The sequence below is a fragment of the Algoriphagus sp. genome, from assembly GCF_024642405.1.
In the GTDB taxonomy this organism is placed as follows: Bacteria; Bacteroidota; Bacteroidia; order Cytophagales; family Cyclobacteriaceae; genus Algoriphagus.
The window spans coordinates 1-20827 of the sequence record NZ_JAHEBC010000004.1; the positions used below are offsets into that span (position 1 = coordinate 1).

Below are 20827 nucleotides of genomic sequence, written 5' to 3' on the forward strand. Positions count from 1 at the left end.
TCAGGAGAGAGAAGCATGTACCTAAAGGTGGTCCCGATGGTGGTGATGGTGGTCGAGGTGGTCATATCATACTTCGAGGTAATTCCCAACATTGGACTTTACTGCATTTGAAATATAAAAAGCATGTAATTGCTGATTCGGGAAAAGGGGGGGAAGGTGGCAGAAGATCGGGGGCAGATGGAAAAGATATGATTCTGGATGTACCATTGGGGACAGTAGCTAAAGATGCCGAAACTGGTGAAAAGCGATGTGAAATCACAGAAGATGGGCAGGAAGTGATTTTAACTAAAGGAGGGAGAGGTGGTTTAGGTAATGACCATTTCAAAACTTCAACAAATCAAGCCCCTCATTATGCTCAACCAGGAGAAGAAGGTATTGAAGAATGGATCATCCTTGAATTAAAACTTCTGGCGGATGTTGGATTGGTAGGTTTTCCAAATGCTGGTAAAAGCACTTTACTTTCATCTATTTCAGCAGCAAAACCGGAAATCGGAGACTATCCGTTTACAACATTGGTTCCTAATCTTGGTGTGGTCAGTTATAGAGACGATATGTCTTTTGTTATGGCAGATATCCCGGGAATTATAGAAGGGGCTTCGGAAGGAAAAGGACTTGGAATTCGCTTTTTAAGACATATTGAAAGAAATTCTATTTTATTATTTATGATTCCAGCAGATGCGCCAAGTATTAGAGAACAATATTCTGTTTTGCTTGCGGAACTTGAAAAATACAATCCCGAATTATTAGATAAGCAAAGATTGCTGGCAGTTTCAAAAGTGGACATGTTAGATGAGGAATTAATGAAAGAAATGGAGGCCGACTTGCCAGAAGGAATTCCAAGTGTGTTTATTTCTTCTGTCAGTCAATATAACTTAGACAAATTGAAAGATCTTATTTGGCAGGCAATCCACCGTTCCTAAGGTGTCAGATTGTCAGTTAGATCAGGATGGCAAAAATATTGTTGAAAGGGTTATGCCAACTATCGAAAAGCTAAAATGAAAAATAAAAACGAAGTGGATAAGGAATTAGACCAAACTGAGGAGCAATTAGTCCAAGATACTCCTGAGGCTACAGAAACTATGGATGAATCTATTAAAGAGGAAGAGGTTTCTGCCGAAGAGAAACTTGCTCGAGAAGTTGCTGATCTAAAAGAAAAATATTTGCGATTATATTCTGATTTCGAAAATTTCAGAAAAAGGAGTTCGAGAGAAAGATTAGATCTAATTACGACCGCTTCAGAAGAAGTTCTAAGAGATTTGATTCCAGTAGTCGATGATTTTGAAAGAGCGATCAAAGTAAGTGAAAATCAAGAACAGGGAGAGAAAAATAAAGAGGGGAATCTACTGATTTTTCATAAATTATTAAGAATTCTTGAAAGCAAAGGACTTAAGCAGATGGATGACCTAATCGGGAAACCATTTGATGCAGATACTCAAGAAGCTATCACACAAGTTCCTGCTCCGAGTGATGAGTTGAAAGGAAAGGTAATAGATGTTGTAGAAAAAGGTTATACGCTAGGTGATAAAGTAGTGCGTTATGCCAAAGTAGTAACAGGAGCTTAAAGAATTATGGCAAAAAGAGATTATTACGAAGTATTGGGTGTTTCAAAATCTGCTTCTGCAGAAGAGATTAAGAAAGCATATAGAAAGCTTGCTATTAAATACCATCCGGATAAAAACCCTGATAATGCTGAAGCAGAAGATAAATTTAAAGAGGCAGCTGAAGCCTATGAAGTCTTAAGTAACCAAGAAAAACGTCAAAGATATGATCAGTTCGGTCATCAGGGCATGTCTGGAAACGGAGGCTTTGGAGGAGGCGGTATGAACATGGAAGATATCTTCTCTCAATTTGGTGATATTTTTGGAGGAGGTGGCTTTGGTTCATTCTTTGGCGGAGCTGGTGGAGGCGGAGGCCGAAGAACTAAAAAAGGAACAAACCTTCGCGTAAAACTTAAATTGTCTCTTGCTGAAGTTGCCAACGGAGTTGAAAAGAAAATCAAAGTAAAAAGACATGTAGTAGCTGCTGGGGTAACTTTCAAAAATTGCTCAACCTGTCAGGGATCTGGGCAAATTAAGAAGGTAGTAAATACGATGCTTGGTCAAATGGTATCCGCGAGTACTTGTTCAGTTTGCGGGGGCAGCGGTCAAATAGTCGATAAAAAGCCTGCTGAAGCAGATGCTAGGGGTTTAGTTATAAAAGAAGAAGTCATTTCTATTAATATCCCAGGAGGTGTTGCTGAGGGAATGCAATTGAGCATGTCTGGAAAAGGCAATGAAATTCCTGGAGGAATAGCTGGAGACCTTTTGATTGTAATAGAGGAGATCGAAGATGAAATACTTCAAAGAGACGGTAATAATGTCATATTTGACTTATTTGTTTCTTTCGTAGATGCTGCTTTAGGATCTTCCATTGAAGTTCCGACTATCGATGGTAAAGTAAAAATAAAAATTGATCCAGGAACACAGAGTGGCAAGATGCTTCGCTTGAAAGGAAAAGGAATTAAAGATATTAACGGTTACAGTAAAGGTGATCAATTAATTATGGTCAATGTTTGGACACCAACTCAATTGTCCCGAGATGAGAGAGAAACACTGGAGAGCCTAAGAGAATCTGATAACTTTAGACCCGATCCAGGGAAATCAGACAAATCTTTCTTCGATAAAATGAAAGAGTTTTTCTAAAATTATAAATTAGCCGGAATCAATTCTGGCTTTTTTTATATTTTTAAAAACCTTTTTAAAGTCGCCTCGTAACCTATCGGTATGCTTAGAAAATTGTGTCTACTGTTTCTGGGAGTTATTGGATGTGTAGGTGTGAGTAAGGCACAGCTGGTGAAAGAGTTCAAAATAAGTGAGAAAAAGGGGTATGAGGTCGTACATCTCATGTTTTCTTCTTACAAAAGTACAACTCTGGTCAAGCGAATTAGATCCATGGAACCACTATATGTTCATGGTCACCTTCAAAAAACAAATATCCTCCCAGTATTTTCTTATGAGATAAAAAATAATATTCTTGAATCTACCTTAGAGCATAAAAATGTAGAATCAGATAATCTGGGAAAAAGTATTACTTCTAAAATCTTCTCTGGAAATAGTTCTGATTTTGACCATACCTGGGATTTGGGTTTAGCTTCAAATTTTGTTTATAACCTGGATTTCAATTTGGGTATGGGTAAAACTGAAATAGATTTAGCCCAGTTACCAATAAGTAATCTTAAGGTTCATAGTGCCAGTGCTGATATCCTGATTAATTATGGATCTAAAGATCCGAATCAAGTTCAAATGGATACTTTATTGGTAACCCTCAATATGGGTACCATTGAGATCGATGATGCCAATTACACCAATGCTTCAAAGATGATTTTTGAAGTCAATTATGGCTCCCTTAATTTAAATTTTTCAGACGGAATGCCATCCATGTGTCATGTCATTGCAGCTGTAGGAGCAGGGTCTCTTAATTTGAACTTACCTGATGAATCTTATCCGATCAAGATTCGAATGAAAACTACGGCCATGTGTAGGACAACTCTACCGAAATATCTCAAAACTATCGACAAACACACTTATATTACCAAAGGATATAAAGAATCTGACCCTAGATTGCTAGAACTTATTCTGGATGTAGGAGTCGGTTCTTTGACGATAGAATAGTTTTTTGGCTCTATGCTTCAAATAAAGAACCTCAATAAATCTTACGGACCAAATAAAGCACTTAGTCAAATTGACTTAGATGTGCCAAAAGGAGTGATCTTTGGATTGTTAGGTCCTAATGGTGCGGGTAAGACAACTTTGATCAGAATAATCAATCAAATTATTGAAGGGGATTCAGGTGAGATTTATTTAAATAACGAAGTTTTAAACCCTTCTCATATTTCCAAAATTGGATATTTGCCCGAAGAAAGGGGCTTATATAAAAAAATGAAGGTCTGGGATCAGTTGATTTATTTTGCCAGGCTCAAAGGTCTGAGTCATTCAGAAGCAAAAGCTAAAATAAATTATTGGTTAGAAAAACTGGAAATAAGTTCCTGGAAGGAAAAAAAGATTGAGGATCTATCGAAAGGAATGGCTCAAAAGGTTCAGTTTATCTCTACCGTCATCCATGAACCTCCCTTACTTATTTTGGATGAACCTTTTTCTGGTTTTGATCCAGTAAATGCTGAATTAATAAAAAATGAAATTCTGGAATTAAAAGAAACCGGAACTACGGTAATTTTAAGTACACACCGGATGGAGTCAGTAGAGCTTCTTTGTGATCAAGTGGCAATGATTAATCGGTCAAAAAAAATCTTGGATGGAACAATTCGTCAAGTAAAGAAAAGCTTTAGACCAGAGGTATACTGCGTCACATTGGGCGATCTGAAACAGTTAATTCCACAAGAGTGGATTGCAAAAGAAGATGAAGATAATTATACGTTTACTTTGCCATTGAGTGGCAAAAGCCCAAATGAATTGCTAAGTGAATTGATGCAATATGGAGAAGTGAAGCAATTTAAAGAAGTGGTACCAACAATGGAGGAAATTTTTATTCATCAAGTTAAGAACAACCAAAATGGATAAAATTTGGCTGGTTATTCAAAGGGAATACTTGGCAAGGGTTAAAAAGAAGTCATTTCTGTTAGCCACTTTGATCACTCCTTTAATATTTCCCGCAATCATGGGAGTATTTGTTTGGATTTCTTTGGAAGATAAGAGCTCTCAGGCTTTGAGAATTATTGAAGTTGTGGATGAAAACAAAATGTTTTTCCTAGAAAGCTCCGAGCAATATGCCTTCTCTTTTTCTGATACCAACTTGGAAGAAGGTAAAAAGATGGTACTAGATGGGAATCGATATGGATTTCTTTACATCCCTGAATTTAATTTGGAGGATCCTTCCGGGATAGTTTTTTACGGAGAGGATAATCCAAGCATCAACTTAATCTCCTATTTGGAAAATAATCTCGGGAAGAAGATTGAAGAACAGCGTTTATTTGAGAGTGGAATAGATCCGAAAATCATTAATGAAGTTCGTACGAGGGTGGGAATAAAGTCTATCACATTAGATGATCAAGGTGAGGAAACAGTTAATGACGCTACAGTAAATTATGCGCTAGGCTTTCTCACCGGTATTTTGATTTACATTTTCATTTTCGTTTATGGTAATCAAATCATGCAGGGTGTGATTGAAGAGAAATCTAGCAGGATTGTGGAAATTCTTGTCTCCTCATTGAAACCTTTTCAACTGATGCTTGGGAAAATTGTTGGAATTGGAGCAGTGGGATTAACTCAATTTTTGATTTGGGTTTTATTGATAGGAACACTTTCAACAATTGTCATTGGATATCTTGGGATGCAAATGCCACAACAAACAGCGATGGAAATGGCAAACCCTGAATTCACCAATAGTATGCCTCAAAGTGATGTTTCAGAAATATTACAGGTTATTTCGGGTATAGATTTTTTGGGACTAGTACTAAGTTTCTTGTTTTATTTCCTTGGAGGCTATCTTCTTTATGGAGCTTTATTTGCAGCTATCGGTTCGGCAGTGGAGGCTCCTTCTGAAGCGCAGCAATTTATGTTTCCGGTCACTATTCCATTAATTGTTGCATATATGGGGTTATTTGTTTTTGTTTTAAACGACCCAGATAGCAACACATCATTTTGGCTTTCTGTGATCCCCTTAACATCCCCAATTGCGATGATGGGAAGAATCAGCTATGGGGTTCCTTGGACTGATTTAGCCCTTTCCATGTCCTTGTTGATCGGAGGGTTTTTATTTACGACATGGATGGCTGGGAAAATTTATAGAATTGGTATCCTGATGCATGGAACAAAACCTTCCTACAAGGTCCTTTGGAAATGGATAAGAACAAGCCAATAAGCAATAATGAATCAAAAAACCTCTTATAGTATTAAAAAAAATGAGGTTTTTTTAGAGCAAAATTACTTTCAGTATTGATTCCGATGAAAGTCCATTTTTTTAGCTTGATGTATTAAAGCTTAAATTGAAAAATAGACTAATTTAGGTGCCAGTGTATTATTTGATTGAAAGGACTATACGATCTTTCAGTTTGCGCAGTTGGTAACTTTAGTACTTTATTTAAAGAATGAAAAATCGTTTCCAAGATCTAACTACACTTGACCTTTATAAGAACAGAAAACAAGTAAAATGGCTTGTGGTTTTTGTTTCGATTATAATTGGAGGCGGATCTATATTGTATACCAATATTCTTGTGGAGGAACTTAGAGAGCGGGAGAGGCGACAAATTGAGTTACTTTCATCCGCTTTGGAGTATGCTGCATCAACCGCTGAAAACCTCACTTTTATTAATCAGGAAATTATTCAGCAAAATTATTCCATACCAATCATTATGGTGGATGCAGCCGGAGAACCTATTGAATTCAGAAATATTATTTTCAAAGCAAATGCAAATAATGAGGACTCGGTTAAAACCTTAACTTCAGAGTTAGCTGAAATGATGGAAGAATACGAGCCAATACTTCTTCGTGAGGCAGATATACAAGTTTATTATAGAAATTCAGAACTGCTTACAAATTTGAAATACTACCCCTATGTTCAATTAGCAGTTATATTGTTATTTGGGGTATTAGCTTATACTCTTTTTAATCAAAGTAAAATTTCAGAGCAAAATCGCGTTTGGGCAGGTCTTACGAAAGAAACTGCCCATCAATTGGGTACTCCAATTGCTTCCTTGATGGCTTGGATTGACTATTTGAGAAACTCTCCTGTTTGGGAAGAAAACAAGGAAATCATCTCAGAAATGGATAAAGATGTGGTGAAACTGAGGATGGTAACGGAGCGTTTTAGCAGTATTGGAAGTAAGCCGGTAATACAGCCTGAAAACCTCTTTTATAGTCTGGAAGAGACCGTCAATTACCTACGGCCCAGGATTTCTACCAAAGTTGATATGAAAATCAATTCCGATTCCAAAGATTTGGAGGCTATGATGAACAAACCACTCTTTGAATGGGTCATCGAAAATATCTGCAAGAATGCCGTTGATGCCATGAAAGGCAAAGGTTCTATAAGCATTGACGTAATTCAGGATTCGGATAAGTTTGTGATTGTAGATATCACAGATACCGGCAAAGGAATGGAGAAGAAAATGTACAAGAAAGTCTTTAATCCTGGATTTTCTACTCGTCAGCGGGGTTGGGGCTTAGGTTTAACTCTTGCCAAAAGAATAATCGAAGGATATCATGGAGGTAAAATTTTCGTCAAGCACTCAGAACTAGGTGTTGGGACAACATTCCGAATCGTCTTGCATAGTACTATTGAAGGTGCTTCACAGTTTGTGACAGAAGGAATCTTGGAATATTAAGGATTTACGATTTCGGATCTACGATTTACGAAATCTTTGATAGAGTTAACCAACAACTATTATCCTGAGCTTTTTGAAGAAATCGAATAAAGATAATATTAAAGGCAAAGATTGAGGTGCCAATTGAACTCGTAAATCCAAATTCGTAATTCGTGAATTCTTTCCACCTATTTTTTCCCTACCTTTGCCCCCTAATTTGACACCTCCGATGAGTTTGAAAGAAGAAATCCAGAAGCGTAGAACCTTTGCTATTATTGCTCACCCTGATGCAGGAAAGACTACTTTGACTGAAAAGTTGTTGCTTTTTGGTGGAGCAATCCAAACAGCCGGCGCAGTGAAATCGAATAAAATCGATACTGCAACCAAATCAGATTGGATGGCAATTGAGAAGCAAAGAGGTATTTCTGTAGCTACCTCGGTGATGGGTTTCGAATACAAAGACGTTAAAATCAATTTACTTGATACTCCTGGTCACCAGGACTTTGCGGAAGATACTTACAGGACTTTGACCGCGGTCGATTCAGTAATTATGGTAATCGACTGTGTGAAAGGGGTGGAGATGCAGACAGAAAAACTAATGGAAGTTTGCCGGATGAGAAATACACCTGTCATCTGTTTTATCAACAAATTAGATAGAGAAGGTCGAGATCCCTACGAACTGATTGAAGAAGTGGAGCAGAAGTTGAATATTCAATGTCATCCACTTTCTTGGCCAATTGGGATGGGGAAAAGTTTCAAAGGTGTTTATAATCTATTCGATCATAAGCTCAATCTTTTTACTCCTTCCCAAAGAAAGCTGAGCGATGTACGTCAAGAATTTGAAGATGTTCAAGATCCAGCGTTGGATGAGTTGATTGGGAAGAGCTTTGCAAATCAGCTTCGTGAAGATGTGGAATTGATTGAAGGAGTTTATCCTGAATTTGATACGAGGGAGTATTTGGAAGGAAAAGTTGCTCCAGTTTTCTTTGGCTCCGCTGTGAATAATTTCGGGATCAATGAGATGCTGGATACCTTTATCAAAATTGCTCCAGCTCCAAAAAGTAGAAATACTGAAGATCGTGAAGTGATGCCGGATGAAAAGAAATTCTCTGGCTTTATTTTTAAGATCCACGCCAATATGGATCCAAATCACCGAAATAGAATTGCATTCTTAAGAATCTGTTCTGGGAAATTTGAAAGAAATAAACCTTACAATCACGTTCGTGGGCCAAAGCCTTTGCGCTTCTCCAATGTAACCCAGTTTATGGCTCAAGATAAAGAAATGATCGACGAGGCATTTCCTGGTGATATTGTAGGTCTTTACGATACCGGGAATCTGAAAATAGGCGATACGCTGACAGAAGGAGAAAATATGCAGTTTGTTGGTATTCCTAGTTTCTCACCGGAAATTTTCCGGGAAGTGGTAAACAAAGATGCTATGAAAACCAAGCAATTGGAAAAAGGTCTTCAGCAATTGATGGAGGAAGGAGTAGCGCAATTGTTCACCTTCGATATGGGTTCCAGAAAAGTGGTTGGGACAGTCGGGCAACTTCAGTTTGAAGTAATCCAGTTCCGATTGAAAAACGAATACAATGCTACCGTAGAGTTTCACCCGATGAACCTGTACAAAGCTTGCTGGATCACAAGCAAGGACAAAAAGCAACTGGAAGAATTTGTCCGCTCCAAAAACCGTCACATCGCTCATGACAAAGATGGCAAGCTGGTCTTTATGGCTGAGTCAAAAGCTTGGCTTCAGATGGTCATGGATAATTATCCTGAGATAGAGTTCCATTTCACTTCGGATATTTGATAATGAACCCTCCATGTTTTCAAGATCTGGAGGGTTTTTTACTTGTAGAAAATATCCGCAAACTCAAACCTCTGCCCATTAAACAATCCCTTATCACTCAATTTCAAATCAGGAATCACCAGCAGAGCCATAAAGCTCAACGTCATAAAAGGGGAGTTCAGGGTCGAACCCATACTTTTGGCAAGTCTATCGATTCGCGTGTAGGCTGAAGCTACTTCATATCCATCCGAATCAGACATGATTCCTCCTACTGGAAGTGGAAGGATTTCTTCATGATCTCCATATACAGCAGATACGCCTCCTTTTGCTTCAATGATTAAATTGACCGCTATGCAGATGGACTCATCGTCGATTCCTACGGCAATGATATTATGAGAGTCATGTCCGACAGAGGAGGCGATGGCTCCAGTCTTCAGCCCAAAGTTTTTGATAAATGCCACAGCGGGTGGCGCGTCCTGATAGCGGTTCACCACAGTGATTTTCAAGATATCTTCTGCAGGATTTGATGTTGCAAATCTATCTTTGATCAGGATTTTTCCTGAGATTTCTGGTGTGATCAATTGCCCGTCCAAAGCTTCGATGACTCTTATTTTGGAGCTGGTTGCTTTGAGCTGAAAGTCTTGAGGTTTCTTAAGTGAAGTATGGAAATTGTTGATGACCTCATTTTTAATAGACTTTATCAACGTCTTTCCATTCTCAGCTACTTTCTCACCTTCAATAAATGTGTTGATGACTTGAAAATCTTTCAAGTCTTTCACCAAAATAAAATCAGCAGCATCGCCTTCTCTCAATTGCCCAACTTCTAAAGAATAATGTTCGATAGGAGTCAAGCAAGCTGCTTTCAATACATTAAAAACATTTTTACCCTTTGCGACAGCCCTCGAAGCCAACTCATTGATATGGGAAACAGCCAGATTGTCGGGATGCTTATCATCCGAACAAAACATAATCAGCTCAGGAAACTCATCGATTAAATCGATCAGAGCGTCAAAGTTTTTAGCTGCGGAACCTTCACGGATAGCGATTTTCATTCCTAGCTTAAGTTTTCCTAAAGCTTCCTCATAGGTAAAACATTCATGATCTGTACTTGGACCAGCACTGACATATTTCTCTGCTAAATCACCTTTGAGCCCTGGAGCATGTCCGTCTATAGGTTTGCCGTATTTCTTAGAGATTCGAATCTTCTCCATCACAAGTTCATCCCGATTTACCGTCCCCGGCCAATTCATCATTTCTGCCAAGTAATGAATCTCGGGGCGAGACATCAAATTTTCGATTTCAGTAGTATTGATTTCTCCCCCGGCCGTTTCAAAAGGTGTTGCAGGAACGCAGGAAGGTGCTCCGAAGTAGAATTTGAATGGAACTTGCTTCCCGTTTTCTATCATATATTCCACGCCTTGCATGCCACAAACATTGGCTATTTCATGTGGATCAGAGACTGTTGCTACAGTTCCATGAACAACAGCAAGCCTTGCGAATTCCGAAGGAACAAGCATTGAACTCTCCACATGTACGTGAGCATCGATAAACCCGGGCATTAGGAAAGGAAGATTTTCATCTTTCTCTATTGGATTGATTTTTAGAATCTTTCCTTCTTTAATTTCTATTGAGGCTGTATAAATGGAATTTTTGGGGATGTCAACTAGCTGACCTATGATAATCATGGAATGGATTTTAAAAATTCCTCAAAAGAACCTTACAATTCTAGAGGACTTTGGGCATCTGAGGATTCGTTTAGATTAAAACTACTATATTTGTGCCTGAAATAAAAAGCGGAATTAAGCAAGTTTTTTGGATGGGTAAAATCGTCATTGCAATTGATGGATATTCAGGATGTGGTAAGAGTTCGACCGCTAAGGCAGTTGCTAAAGATCTCGGGTACACTTATATTGATTCTGGAGCAATGTATAGAGCTGTCACTCTACATTTTTTAAATAATCTTGTAACTCTTTCTAATCCAAAAGAAATTGAAAAGGCTTTGAAGAGTTTGGAAATCTCCTTTCATATAAATCCAGATTCAGGTAAACAAGAGACCTATTTAAATGGTTTGAATGTTGAAGAAGAGATAAGAAAGATGAAAATTTCATCAAAAGTAAGTGAGGTTGCAGCGGTCAAAGAAGTTCGTAAGGAATTAGTTGCTCAGCAGCAGCGTTTGGGAAAAAATAAGGCAGTGGTGATGGATGGTAGAGATATTGGTTCAGTTGTGTTTCCCAGTGCAGAATTAAAAGTATTTATGAGTGCAGATTTACTTACCCGAGCAGGAAGAAGACAACAAGAACTTCAGGAAAAGGGGGAGATAGTCGATTTAGAAGAAATAAAAAATAACCTGTCGGAAAGAGATCGTATAGATTCGTCCCGTAAAGAAAGCCCATTGATCAAAGTTTCCGATGCCATCGAAATTGACACGAGTAATTTAACATTTAAAGATCAAGTTGCCCAAATAGTCAATAAGGCGAAGCAAATCATTGAAAAAGAAAAAAGCTATGCAGGTAACCATCGATAAAAATTCAGGTTATTGTTTCGGAGTAGAATTCGCCATTAAAATGGCTGAAGATGAAATGGAGCAGAGCGAAAAGTTGTATTGCCTTGGTGATATTGTTCATAACGATATGGAGGTAAAACGCTTAAGTGAAAAAGGTCTAATTGTGATCGATAGGGAGAAATTGCAAGAATTAAATGATTGCAAAGTCTTGATTCGTGCCCATGGTGAGCCACCTGAAACTTACAAAACTGCAATAGAAAATAATATCGAGTTGATCGATGCTTCTTGTCCAGTTGTATTAAAGCTACAGCATAGAGTGAAAACGGCATTTGACCGAATGGAAAGAGAAAATGGGCAGATAGTTATTTACGGCAAGAAAGGGCATGCGGAAGTAATAGGTCTAACAGGTCAAACATTAGAGAAGGCAGTAGTCGTGATGGAAGAAAGTGATTTAGATAAAATTGACTACCATAAACCTGTCACTTTATTCAGTCAGACAACAAAAAGTACGAAAGGATTTTATGAATTATCCGGGAAAATTGAAGAAAGACTCAAAAATTCTAATTCGGATTTAGAAGAAGTATCATTTAATGCAAATGATTCTATTTGTCGCCAAGTTTCGAATAGAGAACCTCAGCTACAAAAATTTGCACAGGAAAATGATGTAATACTTTTTGTCTCTGGCAAAAAGAGTTCAAATGGAAAGGCTTTATATCAAGTTTGTTTAAATGAGAATAAAAGAAGTTATTTTATTGAAAATGAGACAGAAATAAATCCTGATTGGTTTCTACCAGAAGATAATGTTGGTGTTTGTGGTGCCACTTCAACGCCAATGTGGTTGATGGAACAAGTCAAATCTCATTTAGAATCAATTGAAAAAAATGCTTTGCCGATCTGATTCATATATTGCCTTCAGAAATAATTGGCAACCATTCTATTAAAAAGTGAAACATAATATCTCAGATACCCCCTAAATAAAAATTGTATTTATTAGATTTGGGGCGTTTTTCAAAGGCTCATAGTTCAAAAACAGATATGTCTAAAATAGTGAAGCTTAAGAAGGGTTTTGATATCAAACTGGTGGGAAAGGCTAATCAGGAGTTAGCTGATTTCGCTCCAGCTCAAACCTTCGCAATTAAGCCGACGGACTTTATTGGTCTTCAAAGACCTAAAGTACTTGTCAACGAAGGAGATACCGTAAAGGCCGGTACTCCCATCATGTTCGATAAAGCCATGGATCAGGTTATCTATGCTTCTCCAGTATCTGGTGAGGTGGTAGAAATCAAAAGAGGTGAAAAAAGAAAGCTTCTTGAAATAAAGATTCTTGCAGATCAAACTGTTTCTCATGAAAATCTTGGTAAAGCGGACTTAACATCCCTTGATAGAGATGCATTAGTCTCAAAAATTGCCTCAAGTGGTATTTGGCCTAACATAATCCAAAGACCATTTGGTATCGTGGCCAATCCAGAAGATACTCCTAAGGCGATTTTCGTATCCGGTTTTGATACACATCCATTAGCTCCGGATTTTGGCTTTGCTCTTAAAGGTGAAGAAAAATACTTTCAGGCAGGTATTGATGCTCTTGCAAAACTAACTACTGGTAAAGTACATCTTAATTTAGATGGAGAAATACCAGCACCGTCAGTATTTGCAAATGTCAATAATGCTGAGATAAATAAATTTTTTGGTCCGCATCCAGCTGGAAACGTAGGTGTACAAATTCATCACTTAGACCCTATTAATAAGGGGGAGCTCGTTTGGACTGTTAATCCTTTTGGTGTTGTTCAAATAGGGAAGCTTCTTTTGGAAGGTGTTTATGATTCCTCAAAATTGGTTGCTTTAACTGGTTCAGAACTGACGAAAGCAGCTTATGTGAAAACGTACTCAGGAGCTTGTGTTTCTTCTTTTGTTAAAGGAAATCTAAACTCAGGTCATGTGAGAGTGGTTTCTGGGAATGTTTTAACGGGAGAGAAAATTTCGTTGGATGGATTCCTCGGATTCTATCATCACCAGATCACTGTGATTCCTGAAGGAGATTATTATGAGTTCTTAGGTTGGGCCTTACCTAGCAAAAGATTGAGCTTTCACAGAGCACTTGGATTATTGTCATTCTTGAATCCTAAAAAGGAGCATGTGATGGATTCAAATGCACGAGGTGAAGAAAGAGCATTTGTACAAACTGGTGTTTTTGAATCAGTAACACCAATGGATATTCTCCCTGTTTATTTATTGAAAGCCATTATGGCTGAAGATTTCGATGAAATGGAAGAGTTGGGTATCTATGAGATTGTAGAAGAAGATTTGGCACTTTGTGAATTTGTGGATGTTTCTAAACACCCAGTGCAGCAAATGGTTAGAAAAGGTATAGAATTAATCCAATACAGTTAATCCATATGAAGTTTCTAAGAGATTTGATGGACAAGCAGAAACCTCTTTTTCAAAAAGGGGGAAAGCTTGAAAACCTATATTATTTATTTGAGGCTGGCGAGACATTTCTTTTCAGTCCAAATCACACGACAGGAATCAAAGGAGCACAAGTTAAAGATGCCATTGACCTGAAGCGAATGATGATCACAGTTGTGATCGCTATGATCCCTTGTTTGTTATTTGGGATGTATAATACCGGACACCAACATTTGCTTGCCACTGGTGGTACTGCAGGTTTATGGGAGAATTTTGGAGAAAAATTAGGGACCGGAGCATTATTGGTTCTGCCGATAGTTATTGTTGCTTATGCAGCAGGAGGTTTGGTAGAAGCTATTTTTGCTGTAATCAGAAAACATCCCATTAACGAAGGTTTCTTAGTTACAGGAATGTTGATTCCTTTAGTAGTGCCTGCTACCACACCTTTATGGCAAGTTGCATTAGCCACAGTGTTTGCTGTGGTTATAGCAAAGGAAGTATTTGGTGGTACAGGAATGAACGTTTTGAACGTAGCAATGACCGCAAGAGCATTCTTGTACTTTGCATATCCAGCACAAATTTCCGGAGACCAAGTATGGACTTACTTAGGTGATGCCGCAGCAGTGGATGGTTTTTCTGGAGCAACAGCTCTTTCTGTAGCTTACACAGCTGGTGTAGAAGGTACTCAAACAGTAGTACAGGCTCTGGCCGCTCACAACACGGCATTAGGAGCAGATTTATTCAGCTTTGGTAATATGTTTATCGGATGGATCCCAGGATCTATTGGGGAAACTTCTACTTTGATGGCATTGGTGGGAGCTTTGATTTTGATTGCTACTGGAGTTGCTAGTTGGAAAATTATTGTATCTGGATTTGCAGGAGCTTACATCATGGGAGCTGTGATGAATCTTTTGGCAGTAAATGAATATATGGCAATGCCACCTCAGTATCACTGGGTAATGGGTGGTTTAGCATTCGGTATCGTCTTTATGGCAACTGACCCTGTATCCGCTGCACAAACAGAAACTGGAAAGTGGATTTATGGATTATTGATTGGTTTCCTGACCGTAATAATAAGAGTAACAAATCCAGCCTATCCAGAAGGAATCATGCTTGCAGTACTGTTTATGAATGTATTTGCTCCGCTGATTGATTATTATGTAGTAAAAGCTAACAAAACAAGGAGGTTACAACGTGCAACAGTCTAACGCTTATATCATTACTTTTTCTGTTATCCTAACAGTAGTTTTAGGTTTATTGCTTTCTGGTACAGCTCAATTGCTAGGACCAAGACAGCAAGAGGCCATTGCTTTGGATAAGAAAAAGCAAATTCTTGGAGCTGTAATCAGTGGTGATGAAATTGCTGCTATGTCTCCTCAAGAAGTAAATGACTACTATGGTAGCCATATTGGTGCTACTGTGGTTGATATCAATGGAAAAGAAGTTACTGAACAAGGCGGTGTAGCAGTGTCTGCAGAAAATGTAGATGTGGCTAAGAATTATAAAAAACCAGCTGAAGAAAGACTTTATCCTGTTTTTATTTACCATGAAGAAGGTGATGCTTCTGCTGTGAAATCATACATTTTACCACTTTATGGTGCAGGACTTTGGGATGCAATCTGGGGCTACCTAGCTTTGGATACAGACATGAATACTGTAGGAGGTGTAACTTTTGCACACGCTGGTGAAACTCCTGGATTAGGAGCTAGGATTACAACACCTGAAGTTCAAGCTAGATACCAAGGAAAAGAAATCTTTGATGACTCTGGTGAGCTGATAGGAGTACAGATGCAAAAAGGAGAAGGAAAAGATTATTCTTCTGAGCCTCATAAAATTGACGGTATGTCCGGAGCAACTATTACTGGCACAGGAGTTAATAACATGGTAAAAAACTACCTAAGTCATTATAAGGCTTACATAGAGTCTAAAAAATCTTCTTCGGCAGTAGCCGCACTTTAACCGAAACTCAACTCACTGAAATTAATCAATATGAGTGCTGAAACATTAGAAAAGGCAATTGAAAAGAAACCCGCTGAGGCATTACTTTCCAAACGCCGAAAAAAATTAGTCACTGATCCACTAGTAGATGAAAATCCAATTACCATTCAGGTTTTGGGAATTTGTTCTGCTTTAGCAGTAACGACACAGATGAAGCCAACTTTGGTAATGGCTATCTCTGTTATATTCGTTGTTGCAATGTCAAACTTCGTGATCTCTGTCATGAGGAATACCATTCCTTCACGGGTACGTATCATTGTTCAACTTGCAGTAGTAGCCACATTGGTAACTCTTGTAAGTGAGGTCTTGAAAGCTTTTGCTTATGATATGTACAAAGAACTTTCGGTATTCGTTGGATTGATCATTACCAACTGTATTGTAATGGGTAGACTTGAGGCATTTGCATTAGGAAATAAACCTTACGATTCTGTTTTAGATGGTTTAGGATCTGCCTTAGGTTATTCTTGGATAATCTTAGCAGTAGCTTTTTTCAGAGAACTTTGGGGATCAGGGTCTGTATTCGGTATTCCTGTATTTGACACCATTTCAGGTATTTTCGGTCCCGATTTCAAATTGGCTACTAATGGCCTAATGGTTTCTCCGGTAGGTGCATTTATCATCTTAGGTCTGATCATTTGGGTACAGCGTACCAAGACAGGATATGTAGAACACTAAAAACCAGCATAGAAAAATGGAATTATTTAGTTTAGGAATTCGGTCGATCTTTATCGACAATATGGTTTTCGCTTACTTCCTTGGAATGTGTTCTTTCCTTGCAGTTTCGAAAAAAGTAAGTACAGCCATCGGTTTGGGTGCTGCAGTTATCTTCGTTTTGACTGTTACCGTTCCGGTAAACTGGTTATTGAATGAATATGTATTGAAAGAAGGAGCTCTATCTTGGGCGATGGCAGATCTAGCATCTGTGGATCTTTCTTTCTTAAGATTCATCATGTTTATTGCAATTATTGCTGCTATGGTACAGTTGGTGGAAATGGTTGTTGAGAAATTTGCTCCAGCACTTTATGGCGCATTGGGTATTTTCCTTCCATTGATCGCTGTAAACTGTGCGATTTTGGGTGGATCTTTATTCATGGCTCAGAGAGATTATACGTTAGCAGAAGCTAGTGTCTATGGTTTTGGATCTGGAACTGGTTTTTGTTTAGCTATTGTAGCTCTTGCTGCGATCAGAGAAAAATTGAAGTACTCAAATGTCCCTAATGGATTGAAAGGGCTTGGTATAACTATGCTTTTGACTGGACTTATGGGAATCGCGTTTATGTCCTTCATGGGAATTGATTTATAATGGCCTGTCGTTTATATTATAAAAAACCCGAAGAAGTAATTCTTCGGGTTTTTGTTTTTAGTTAATAGTGTTTTTTAAGGAATAGAATTAAATTTCAATTATAACCCATAAATACTGTTACTATGAAAAATATATTTTCACTAATTGCCTGTTTTTTTGTTTCCTTATCGCTTTCAGCCCAAAGTGGAGAATGGATAGAACTTTTCAACGGAAAGAATTTTGAGGGATGGAAAATTTCTGAAAACCCAGCATCCTTTTCGATCGCAGACGGGGTTCTAAAAGTTAATGGTCCCAGAGGCCACATGTTTTACGAAGGCGCAGTAGGTGATCATGATTTTAATAATTTTGAATTGCAAGTGGAATTGAAAACCATGCCTCAGGCCAATTCCGGGATTTTTATTCATACCGCATTTCAGGAAAATGGATGGCCAAGTATCGGTCATGAAATTCAAGTAAACCAGAGTCATGGTGACTGGAGAAAGACTGGAAGTGTTTATTCTTTCAAGGATGTAAGAGAAACTTTTGTTAATGATGATGAATGGTACACGGAAACGATTATTGTAAAAGGTGATCAAGTGACTGTGCTGATAAATGGAAAAGTAATCAATGAATATGATGAAAGTGAAGATAGAGAAGGTGACCTTGGCACCAAAAAATTAGATCATGGTACGGTTGCTCTTCAGGCTCATGACCCTAATTCCGTGGTTTACTACAAAAGCGTAAAAGTTAAAATCCTTCCTGACTAATTATCTCTTAAAAATTTCTTCTGGTAGCAAAATCCTGATTATAATTGAGCAATAATCAGGATTTTAAATTTATACCTATGGCTTTCACATACAAGCGTATTCTCTCTTATTTCTTGAGAGGTCTATTATTTGTTACCCCAGTAGTGGTGACCATTTATATTATTTTCCAGACCATTCTTTTTTTAGATAACCTGATACCTGTTCCGATTCCTGGAATTGGGATTTTGATGGTCTTGGCCCTGATTACTTTTGTTGGATATTTGGCAAGCTTGTTCTTCGCAAAACCTCTTTTTGATTGGCTGGAAAGAGGCTTAATCAAGATTCCTTTGGTGAATCTTATTTATACCAGCATCAAAGATTTAATGGGGGCATTTGTAGGAGATAAGAAAAAATTTTCTTCTCCGGTGAAAGTGCAGATCAGCGATACCCTGATGAGACTGGGTTTTATCACCCAAGATGATATGACTGTGGTGGGAGAATCTGACATGGTAGCTGTTTATTTTCCCCATAGCTACAATGTCTCTGGTAATGTATTCTTGGTACCCAAAGATAAAGTAACTCCTCTGGTAGGCGTGAAAAGCTCCGATGTAATGAAATTTATGGTAAGTGGAGGAGTTTCGCCTCTTGGATAATAAATGCAAAACAGGACCTGTCGAAAATTCTGTTCCTAAATTACTTCCACCACAAACTCTCCTTTTTCTGCAAAATTCCCTATTTTCCAGATTACCTGGCCTTGCTGCTTCATAGCTTCTTCAAACCATGTTTGGTTTTCAGGGTCAACTGCCAGCATTAACCCTCCACTGGTTTGTGGATCGCACAGTTTCACCAGATCCATTCCTACTACACCCTTTGTCTTAGCGCTGTAAGCATTCCAGTTTCTATAGGTATTATCGGGAAAGATAAACTGATTGATATATTCCTGAATCCCTTCGATCAAGGGAAGTTTATGTAATTCTATTTCTGCAGAAACTTCTGCAGCTTCACACATTTCTGTAAGGTGACCAAGTAATCCAAATCCAGTCACATCAGTCATTGCATGTACTTCTTCGTGATTTCCTATGATTTCGCCTATCGAATTTAATCTACAGGCGGTATCCAGCAAATTGAGATAATCTTGCTCTTTGATTTTTTGCCTTTTTAAGGCAGTTGCCAAAACTCCGATTCCCAATGGTTTGGTCAGGTAAATAATATCTCCGGCTTTTGCTCCTTTGTTGGTTTTGATTTTTCTGGGATGAACAATGCCATTGACAGATAAACCGAAAATCGGGTCTTTGGCAGCAATGGAGTGCCCTCCTGCAAGTTCTATCCCAGTGGCTTTACAAATACTTTTTGCACCTTCCATAACTTTTGCAGCGAGTTCTGGAGAAAGCTTCTCGACAGGCCAGCTTAAAATAGCATTGGCAAAAACAGGTTTTCCGCCCATGGCATACACATCTGAAATTGCATTAGCTGCAGCGATTCTTCCAAAATCAAAAGGGTCATCTACAATCGGAGTGAAAAAGTCCACGGTATTAATAAATGCGATATCTTCCGAAACCTGATAAACAGCCGCATCATCTTTCCCTGAATTTCCTACCAAAAGATTTGGGTCGGCTTGAGAAAATGATCCACTGGCGGAAAGGATTTGGTCAAGAATAGCAGGAGCAATTTTGCATCCACAACCTGAGCCTTCACTCCATTCAGTGAGTCGAGTTGGTGAGTTTTCCATCAAATTGGTTTTTTGTTTTCAATAAAAATTGACACGATTCCAGTAGGTCAATTCCTGTTAAATCAAGAACCTTAACCGAATTTGAATCATGCCTTTCCAAGTCAAATTGGTACGTTTTGTCATAATAGATTAAAAGATTTGCAATCCATGACTGATGATTGCCATTAATGATATCTTCGATTGCCTCTGTAGTCCTTAGACCACCCAATTTCTTCTTTAATCTATTTACCGCAGCAATAAGCTCTTCTTTTGGCAGAAATGAATATTCTTCCTCGATCAATTGAATTCTTTCTTCTTCCGACTTTCTGATATCTATCAAAGGAGACTTAGACATTAACTCAAAGAATTGATCGTTAATGATGATTCTTCCAATTCTCCTACTTTCATTTTCTATCCAAATTACTTTATCCGGATCATTCAAGCGAAGTTCCTCCGCCATTAAATTTTCAAATTGCTCGACACTCGGCTGTGGCTTTTGACCAATGGCACCAAAAGCAGAGCCTTTATGATTGGCTAGATCTTCTAAATCCAGAATTTGTTCTCCTAATTCCCTTAACTTTTGAAGGAGTTTGGTCTTTCCAACACCCGTTTTACCCCCCAATAAAAGTAATTTCCAATTCTTCCGAACCTCCTCAAATGTAAAAGCCCTATAGGTTTTATAACCTCCATCCAATCTATATACTTCAAAACCTATCATGCTCAGAAGCCAAGATAAAATTTGACTCCTCATTCCTCCTCTCCAACAGTAAACGATTATTTTACCTAATGGAAACTTCTTAAGGGCATCTTTCTGGATGGCATGAAATCTAGGTCCAACTAATTCAAAACCTTTTAAAGTGGCTTCTAATGAGCCTTTTTCTTTATAAAGTGTGCCCACAATAATCCGTTCCTCATTGCTTAATATAGGAATGTTAAAGGCGTTTGGTATATGGCTTTGCAAAAATTCTCCTTCACTTCTCGCATCAACTATTGGAAACTGCTTTCGCAAAGACCAGAATTCTTCCAGAGAAATTAGTTTTTCATTCATCGAAGCATCAAGATAAAAAAAAGCCGCAAGGAATTCCTTGCGGCTTTACTGAT

General features: G+C 38.2%; 20 protein-coding genes. 17 read left to right on the plus strand and 3 right to left on the minus strand.

Going from position 1 to position 20827, the window contains the following annotated elements; genetic code table 11:
* The 8 genes from obgE to Q0L68_RS00710 form a co-directional block, all read left to right on the plus strand.
* On the plus strand, nucleotides 1-920 hold a 920-nt coding region (gene obgE / locus Q0L68_RS00675; RefSeq protein WP_296697939.1), incomplete at its 5' end, for a GTPase ObgE.
* A 75-nt stretch (nucleotides 921-995) separates the two neighbouring features.
* The gene (locus Q0L68_RS00680) at nucleotides 996-1562 is read left to right on the plus strand and encodes a nucleotide exchange factor GrpE (RefSeq protein ID WP_296697942.1); all 567 of its coding nucleotides are present in this window, start codon (nucleotides 996-998) and stop codon (nucleotides 1560-1562) included.
* 6 nt (nucleotides 1563-1568) lie between these two features.
* Nucleotides 1569-2681 carry a molecular chaperone DnaJ gene (dnaJ, locus tag Q0L68_RS00685; protein WP_296697945.1) on the plus strand — a complete coding sequence of 371 codons (1113 nt, stop codon included), beginning with the start codon at nucleotides 1569-1571 and terminating at the stop codon, nucleotides 2679-2681.
* An 81-nt stretch (nucleotides 2682-2762) separates the two neighbouring features.
* Entirely contained in the window at nucleotides 2763-3650 is an 888-nt protein-coding gene (locus Q0L68_RS00690) for a hypothetical protein (RefSeq protein WP_296697948.1), read from the plus strand.
* Nucleotides 3651-3662: 12 nt separating this feature from the next.
* A complete protein-coding gene (locus tag Q0L68_RS00695; protein ID WP_296697953.1) occupies nucleotides 3663-4556 on the plus strand; it encodes an ABC transporter ATP-binding protein in 894 nt (297 codons plus the stop codon).
* On the plus strand, nucleotides 4549-5856 hold the full coding sequence (locus Q0L68_RS00700) for an ABC transporter permease (protein ID WP_296697956.1): 1308 nt from the start codon (nucleotides 4549-4551) through the stop codon (nucleotides 5854-5856). Before Q0L68_RS00695 ends, Q0L68_RS00700 begins: the two co-directional genes overlap by 8 nt.
* A 226-nt stretch (nucleotides 5857-6082) precedes the next feature.
* The gene (locus Q0L68_RS00705; RefSeq protein ID WP_296697958.1) at nucleotides 6083-7318 is read left to right on the plus strand and encodes an ATP-binding protein; all 1236 of its coding nucleotides are present in this window, start codon (nucleotides 6083-6085) and stop codon (nucleotides 7316-7318) included.
* Between the two features lie 208 nt (nucleotides 7319-7526).
* A complete protein-coding gene (locus Q0L68_RS00710; protein WP_296697960.1) occupies nucleotides 7527-9107 on the plus strand; it encodes a peptide chain release factor 3 in 1581 nt (526 codons plus the stop codon).
* Nucleotides 9108-9145: 38 nt separating this feature from the next.
* Here Q0L68_RS00710 and ade read toward each other — a convergent pair whose 3' ends face one another.
* The gene (ade, locus tag Q0L68_RS00715) at nucleotides 9146-10771 is read right to left on the minus strand and encodes an adenine deaminase (RefSeq protein ID WP_296697963.1); all 1626 of its coding nucleotides are present in this window, start codon (nucleotides 10769-10771) and stop codon (nucleotides 9146-9148) included.
* Between the two features lie 131 nt (nucleotides 10772-10902).
* Here ade and cmk point away from each other — a divergent pair, with 131 nt between their 5' ends.
* From cmk to Q0L68_RS00760, 9 genes are all read left to right on the plus strand, one after another.
* Nucleotides 10903-11610 (plus strand): (d)CMP kinase, encoded by a 708-nt coding sequence (cmk, locus tag Q0L68_RS00720; protein WP_296698032.1) that lies wholly within the window; start codon nucleotides 10903-10905, stop codon nucleotides 11608-11610.
* Nucleotides 11591-12487: a 4-hydroxy-3-methylbut-2-enyl diphosphate reductase gene (locus tag Q0L68_RS00725; protein WP_296698035.1), complete on the plus strand. Its 897-nt coding sequence runs from the start codon at nucleotides 11591-11593 to the stop codon at nucleotides 12485-12487. The genes cmk and Q0L68_RS00725 overlap by 20 nt, the downstream gene beginning before the upstream one ends.
* Before the next feature lie 137 nt (nucleotides 12488-12624).
* Complete coding sequence (locus Q0L68_RS00730) at nucleotides 12625-13977, plus strand: Na(+)-translocating NADH-quinone reductase subunit A (RefSeq protein ID WP_296697965.1); 1353 nt, start codon at nucleotides 12625-12627, stop codon at nucleotides 13975-13977.
* Nucleotides 13978-13982: 5 nt separating this feature from the next.
* On the plus strand, nucleotides 13983-15200 hold the full coding sequence (locus Q0L68_RS00735; protein WP_296697968.1) for an NADH:ubiquinone reductase (Na(+)-transporting) subunit B: 1218 nt from the start codon (nucleotides 13983-13985) through the stop codon (nucleotides 15198-15200).
* Nucleotides 15187-15951, plus strand: a complete 765-nt coding sequence (nqrC, locus tag Q0L68_RS00740) for an NADH:ubiquinone reductase (Na(+)-transporting) subunit C (protein ID WP_296697973.1) — start codon at nucleotides 15187-15189, stop codon at nucleotides 15949-15951. The genes Q0L68_RS00735 and nqrC overlap by 14 nt, the downstream gene beginning before the upstream one ends.
* Before the next feature lie 30 nt (nucleotides 15952-15981).
* On the plus strand, nucleotides 15982-16665 hold the full coding sequence (locus tag Q0L68_RS00745; RefSeq protein ID WP_296697976.1) for an NADH:ubiquinone reductase (Na(+)-transporting) subunit D: 684 nt from the start codon (nucleotides 15982-15984) through the stop codon (nucleotides 16663-16665).
* A 16-nt stretch (nucleotides 16666-16681) separates the two neighbouring features.
* Nucleotides 16682-17293 (plus strand): NADH:ubiquinone reductase (Na(+)-transporting) subunit E, encoded by a 612-nt coding sequence (gene nqrE / locus Q0L68_RS00750; protein WP_296697979.1) that lies wholly within the window; start codon nucleotides 16682-16684, stop codon nucleotides 17291-17293.
* A 122-nt stretch (nucleotides 17294-17415) separates the two neighbouring features.
* Nucleotides 17416-18039 (plus strand): DUF1080 domain-containing protein, encoded by a 624-nt coding sequence (locus tag Q0L68_RS00755; RefSeq protein ID WP_296697981.1) that lies wholly within the window; start codon nucleotides 17416-17418, stop codon nucleotides 18037-18039.
* Between the two features lie 77 nt (nucleotides 18040-18116).
* A complete protein-coding gene (locus tag Q0L68_RS00760) occupies nucleotides 18117-18671 on the plus strand; it encodes a DUF502 domain-containing protein (RefSeq protein WP_296697984.1) in 555 nt (184 codons plus the stop codon).
* 35 nt (nucleotides 18672-18706) lie between these two features.
* On the opposite strand, the gene selD is transcribed toward Q0L68_RS00760, so the two are convergent.
* On the minus strand, nucleotides 18707-19747 hold the full coding sequence (gene selD / locus Q0L68_RS00765) for a selenide, water dikinase SelD (RefSeq protein WP_296697986.1): 1041 nt from the start codon (nucleotides 19745-19747) through the stop codon (nucleotides 18707-18709).
* Nucleotides 19719-20774, minus strand: coding sequence for a tRNA 2-selenouridine(34) synthase MnmH (gene mnmH, locus Q0L68_RS00770; protein ID WP_296697989.1), 1056 nt, complete (start codon nucleotides 20772-20774; stop codon nucleotides 19719-19721). The genes selD and mnmH overlap by 29 nt, the downstream gene beginning before the upstream one ends.
* Nucleotides 20775-20827 lie beyond the last annotated feature (53 nt).

Coding starts and splice junctions, on each gene's coding strand:
- Q0L68_RS00735 (WP_296697968.1), top strand. CDS start 13,983: ATGAAGTTTCTAAGAGATTTGATGGACAAGCAGAAACCTCTTTTTCAA.
- Q0L68_RS00705 (WP_296697958.1), top strand. CDS start 6,083: ATGAAAAATCGTTTCCAAGATCTAACTACACTTGACCTTTATAAGAAC.
- Q0L68_RS00710 (WP_296697960.1), top strand. CDS start 7,527: ATGAGTTTGAAAGAAGAAATCCAGAAGCGTAGAACCTTTGCTATTATT.
- Q0L68_RS00690 (WP_296697948.1), top strand. CDS start 2,763: ATGCTTAGAAAATTGTGTCTACTGTTTCTGGGAGTTATTGGATGTGTA.
- ade (WP_296697963.1), bottom strand. CDS start 10,771: ATGATTATCATAGGTCAGCTAGTTGACATCCCCAAAAATTCCATTTAT.
- mnmH (WP_296697989.1), bottom strand. CDS start 20,774: ATGAATGAAAAACTAATTTCTCTGGAAGAATTCTGGTCTTTGCGAAAG.
- Q0L68_RS00760 (WP_296697984.1), top strand. CDS start 18,117: ATGGCTTTCACATACAAGCGTATTCTCTCTTATTTCTTGAGAGGTCTA.
- Q0L68_RS00745 (WP_296697976.1), top strand. CDS start 15,982: ATGAGTGCTGAAACATTAGAAAAGGCAATTGAAAAGAAACCCGCTGAG.
- Q0L68_RS00680 (WP_296697942.1), top strand. CDS start 996: ATGAAAAATAAAAACGAAGTGGATAAGGAATTAGACCAAACTGAGGAG.
- selD (WP_296697986.1), bottom strand. CDS start 19,747: ATGGAAAACTCACCAACTCGACTCACTGAATGGAGTGAAGGCTCAGGT.
- dnaJ (WP_296697945.1), top strand. CDS start 1,569: ATGGCAAAAAGAGATTATTACGAAGTATTGGGTGTTTCAAAATCTGCT.
- Q0L68_RS00730 (WP_296697965.1), top strand. CDS start 12,625: ATGTCTAAAATAGTGAAGCTTAAGAAGGGTTTTGATATCAAACTGGTG.
- cmk (WP_296698032.1), top strand. CDS start 10,903: ATGGGTAAAATCGTCATTGCAATTGATGGATATTCAGGATGTGGTAAG.
- Q0L68_RS00725 (WP_296698035.1), top strand. CDS start 11,591: ATGCAGGTAACCATCGATAAAAATTCAGGTTATTGTTTCGGAGTAGAA.
- Q0L68_RS00700 (WP_296697956.1), top strand. CDS start 4,549: ATGGATAAAATTTGGCTGGTTATTCAAAGGGAATACTTGGCAAGGGTT.
- nqrE (WP_296697979.1), top strand. CDS start 16,682: ATGGAATTATTTAGTTTAGGAATTCGGTCGATCTTTATCGACAATATG.
- Q0L68_RS00755 (WP_296697981.1), top strand. CDS start 17,416: ATGAAAAATATATTTTCACTAATTGCCTGTTTTTTTGTTTCCTTATCG.
- Q0L68_RS00695 (WP_296697953.1), top strand. CDS start 3,663: ATGCTTCAAATAAAGAACCTCAATAAATCTTACGGACCAAATAAAGCA.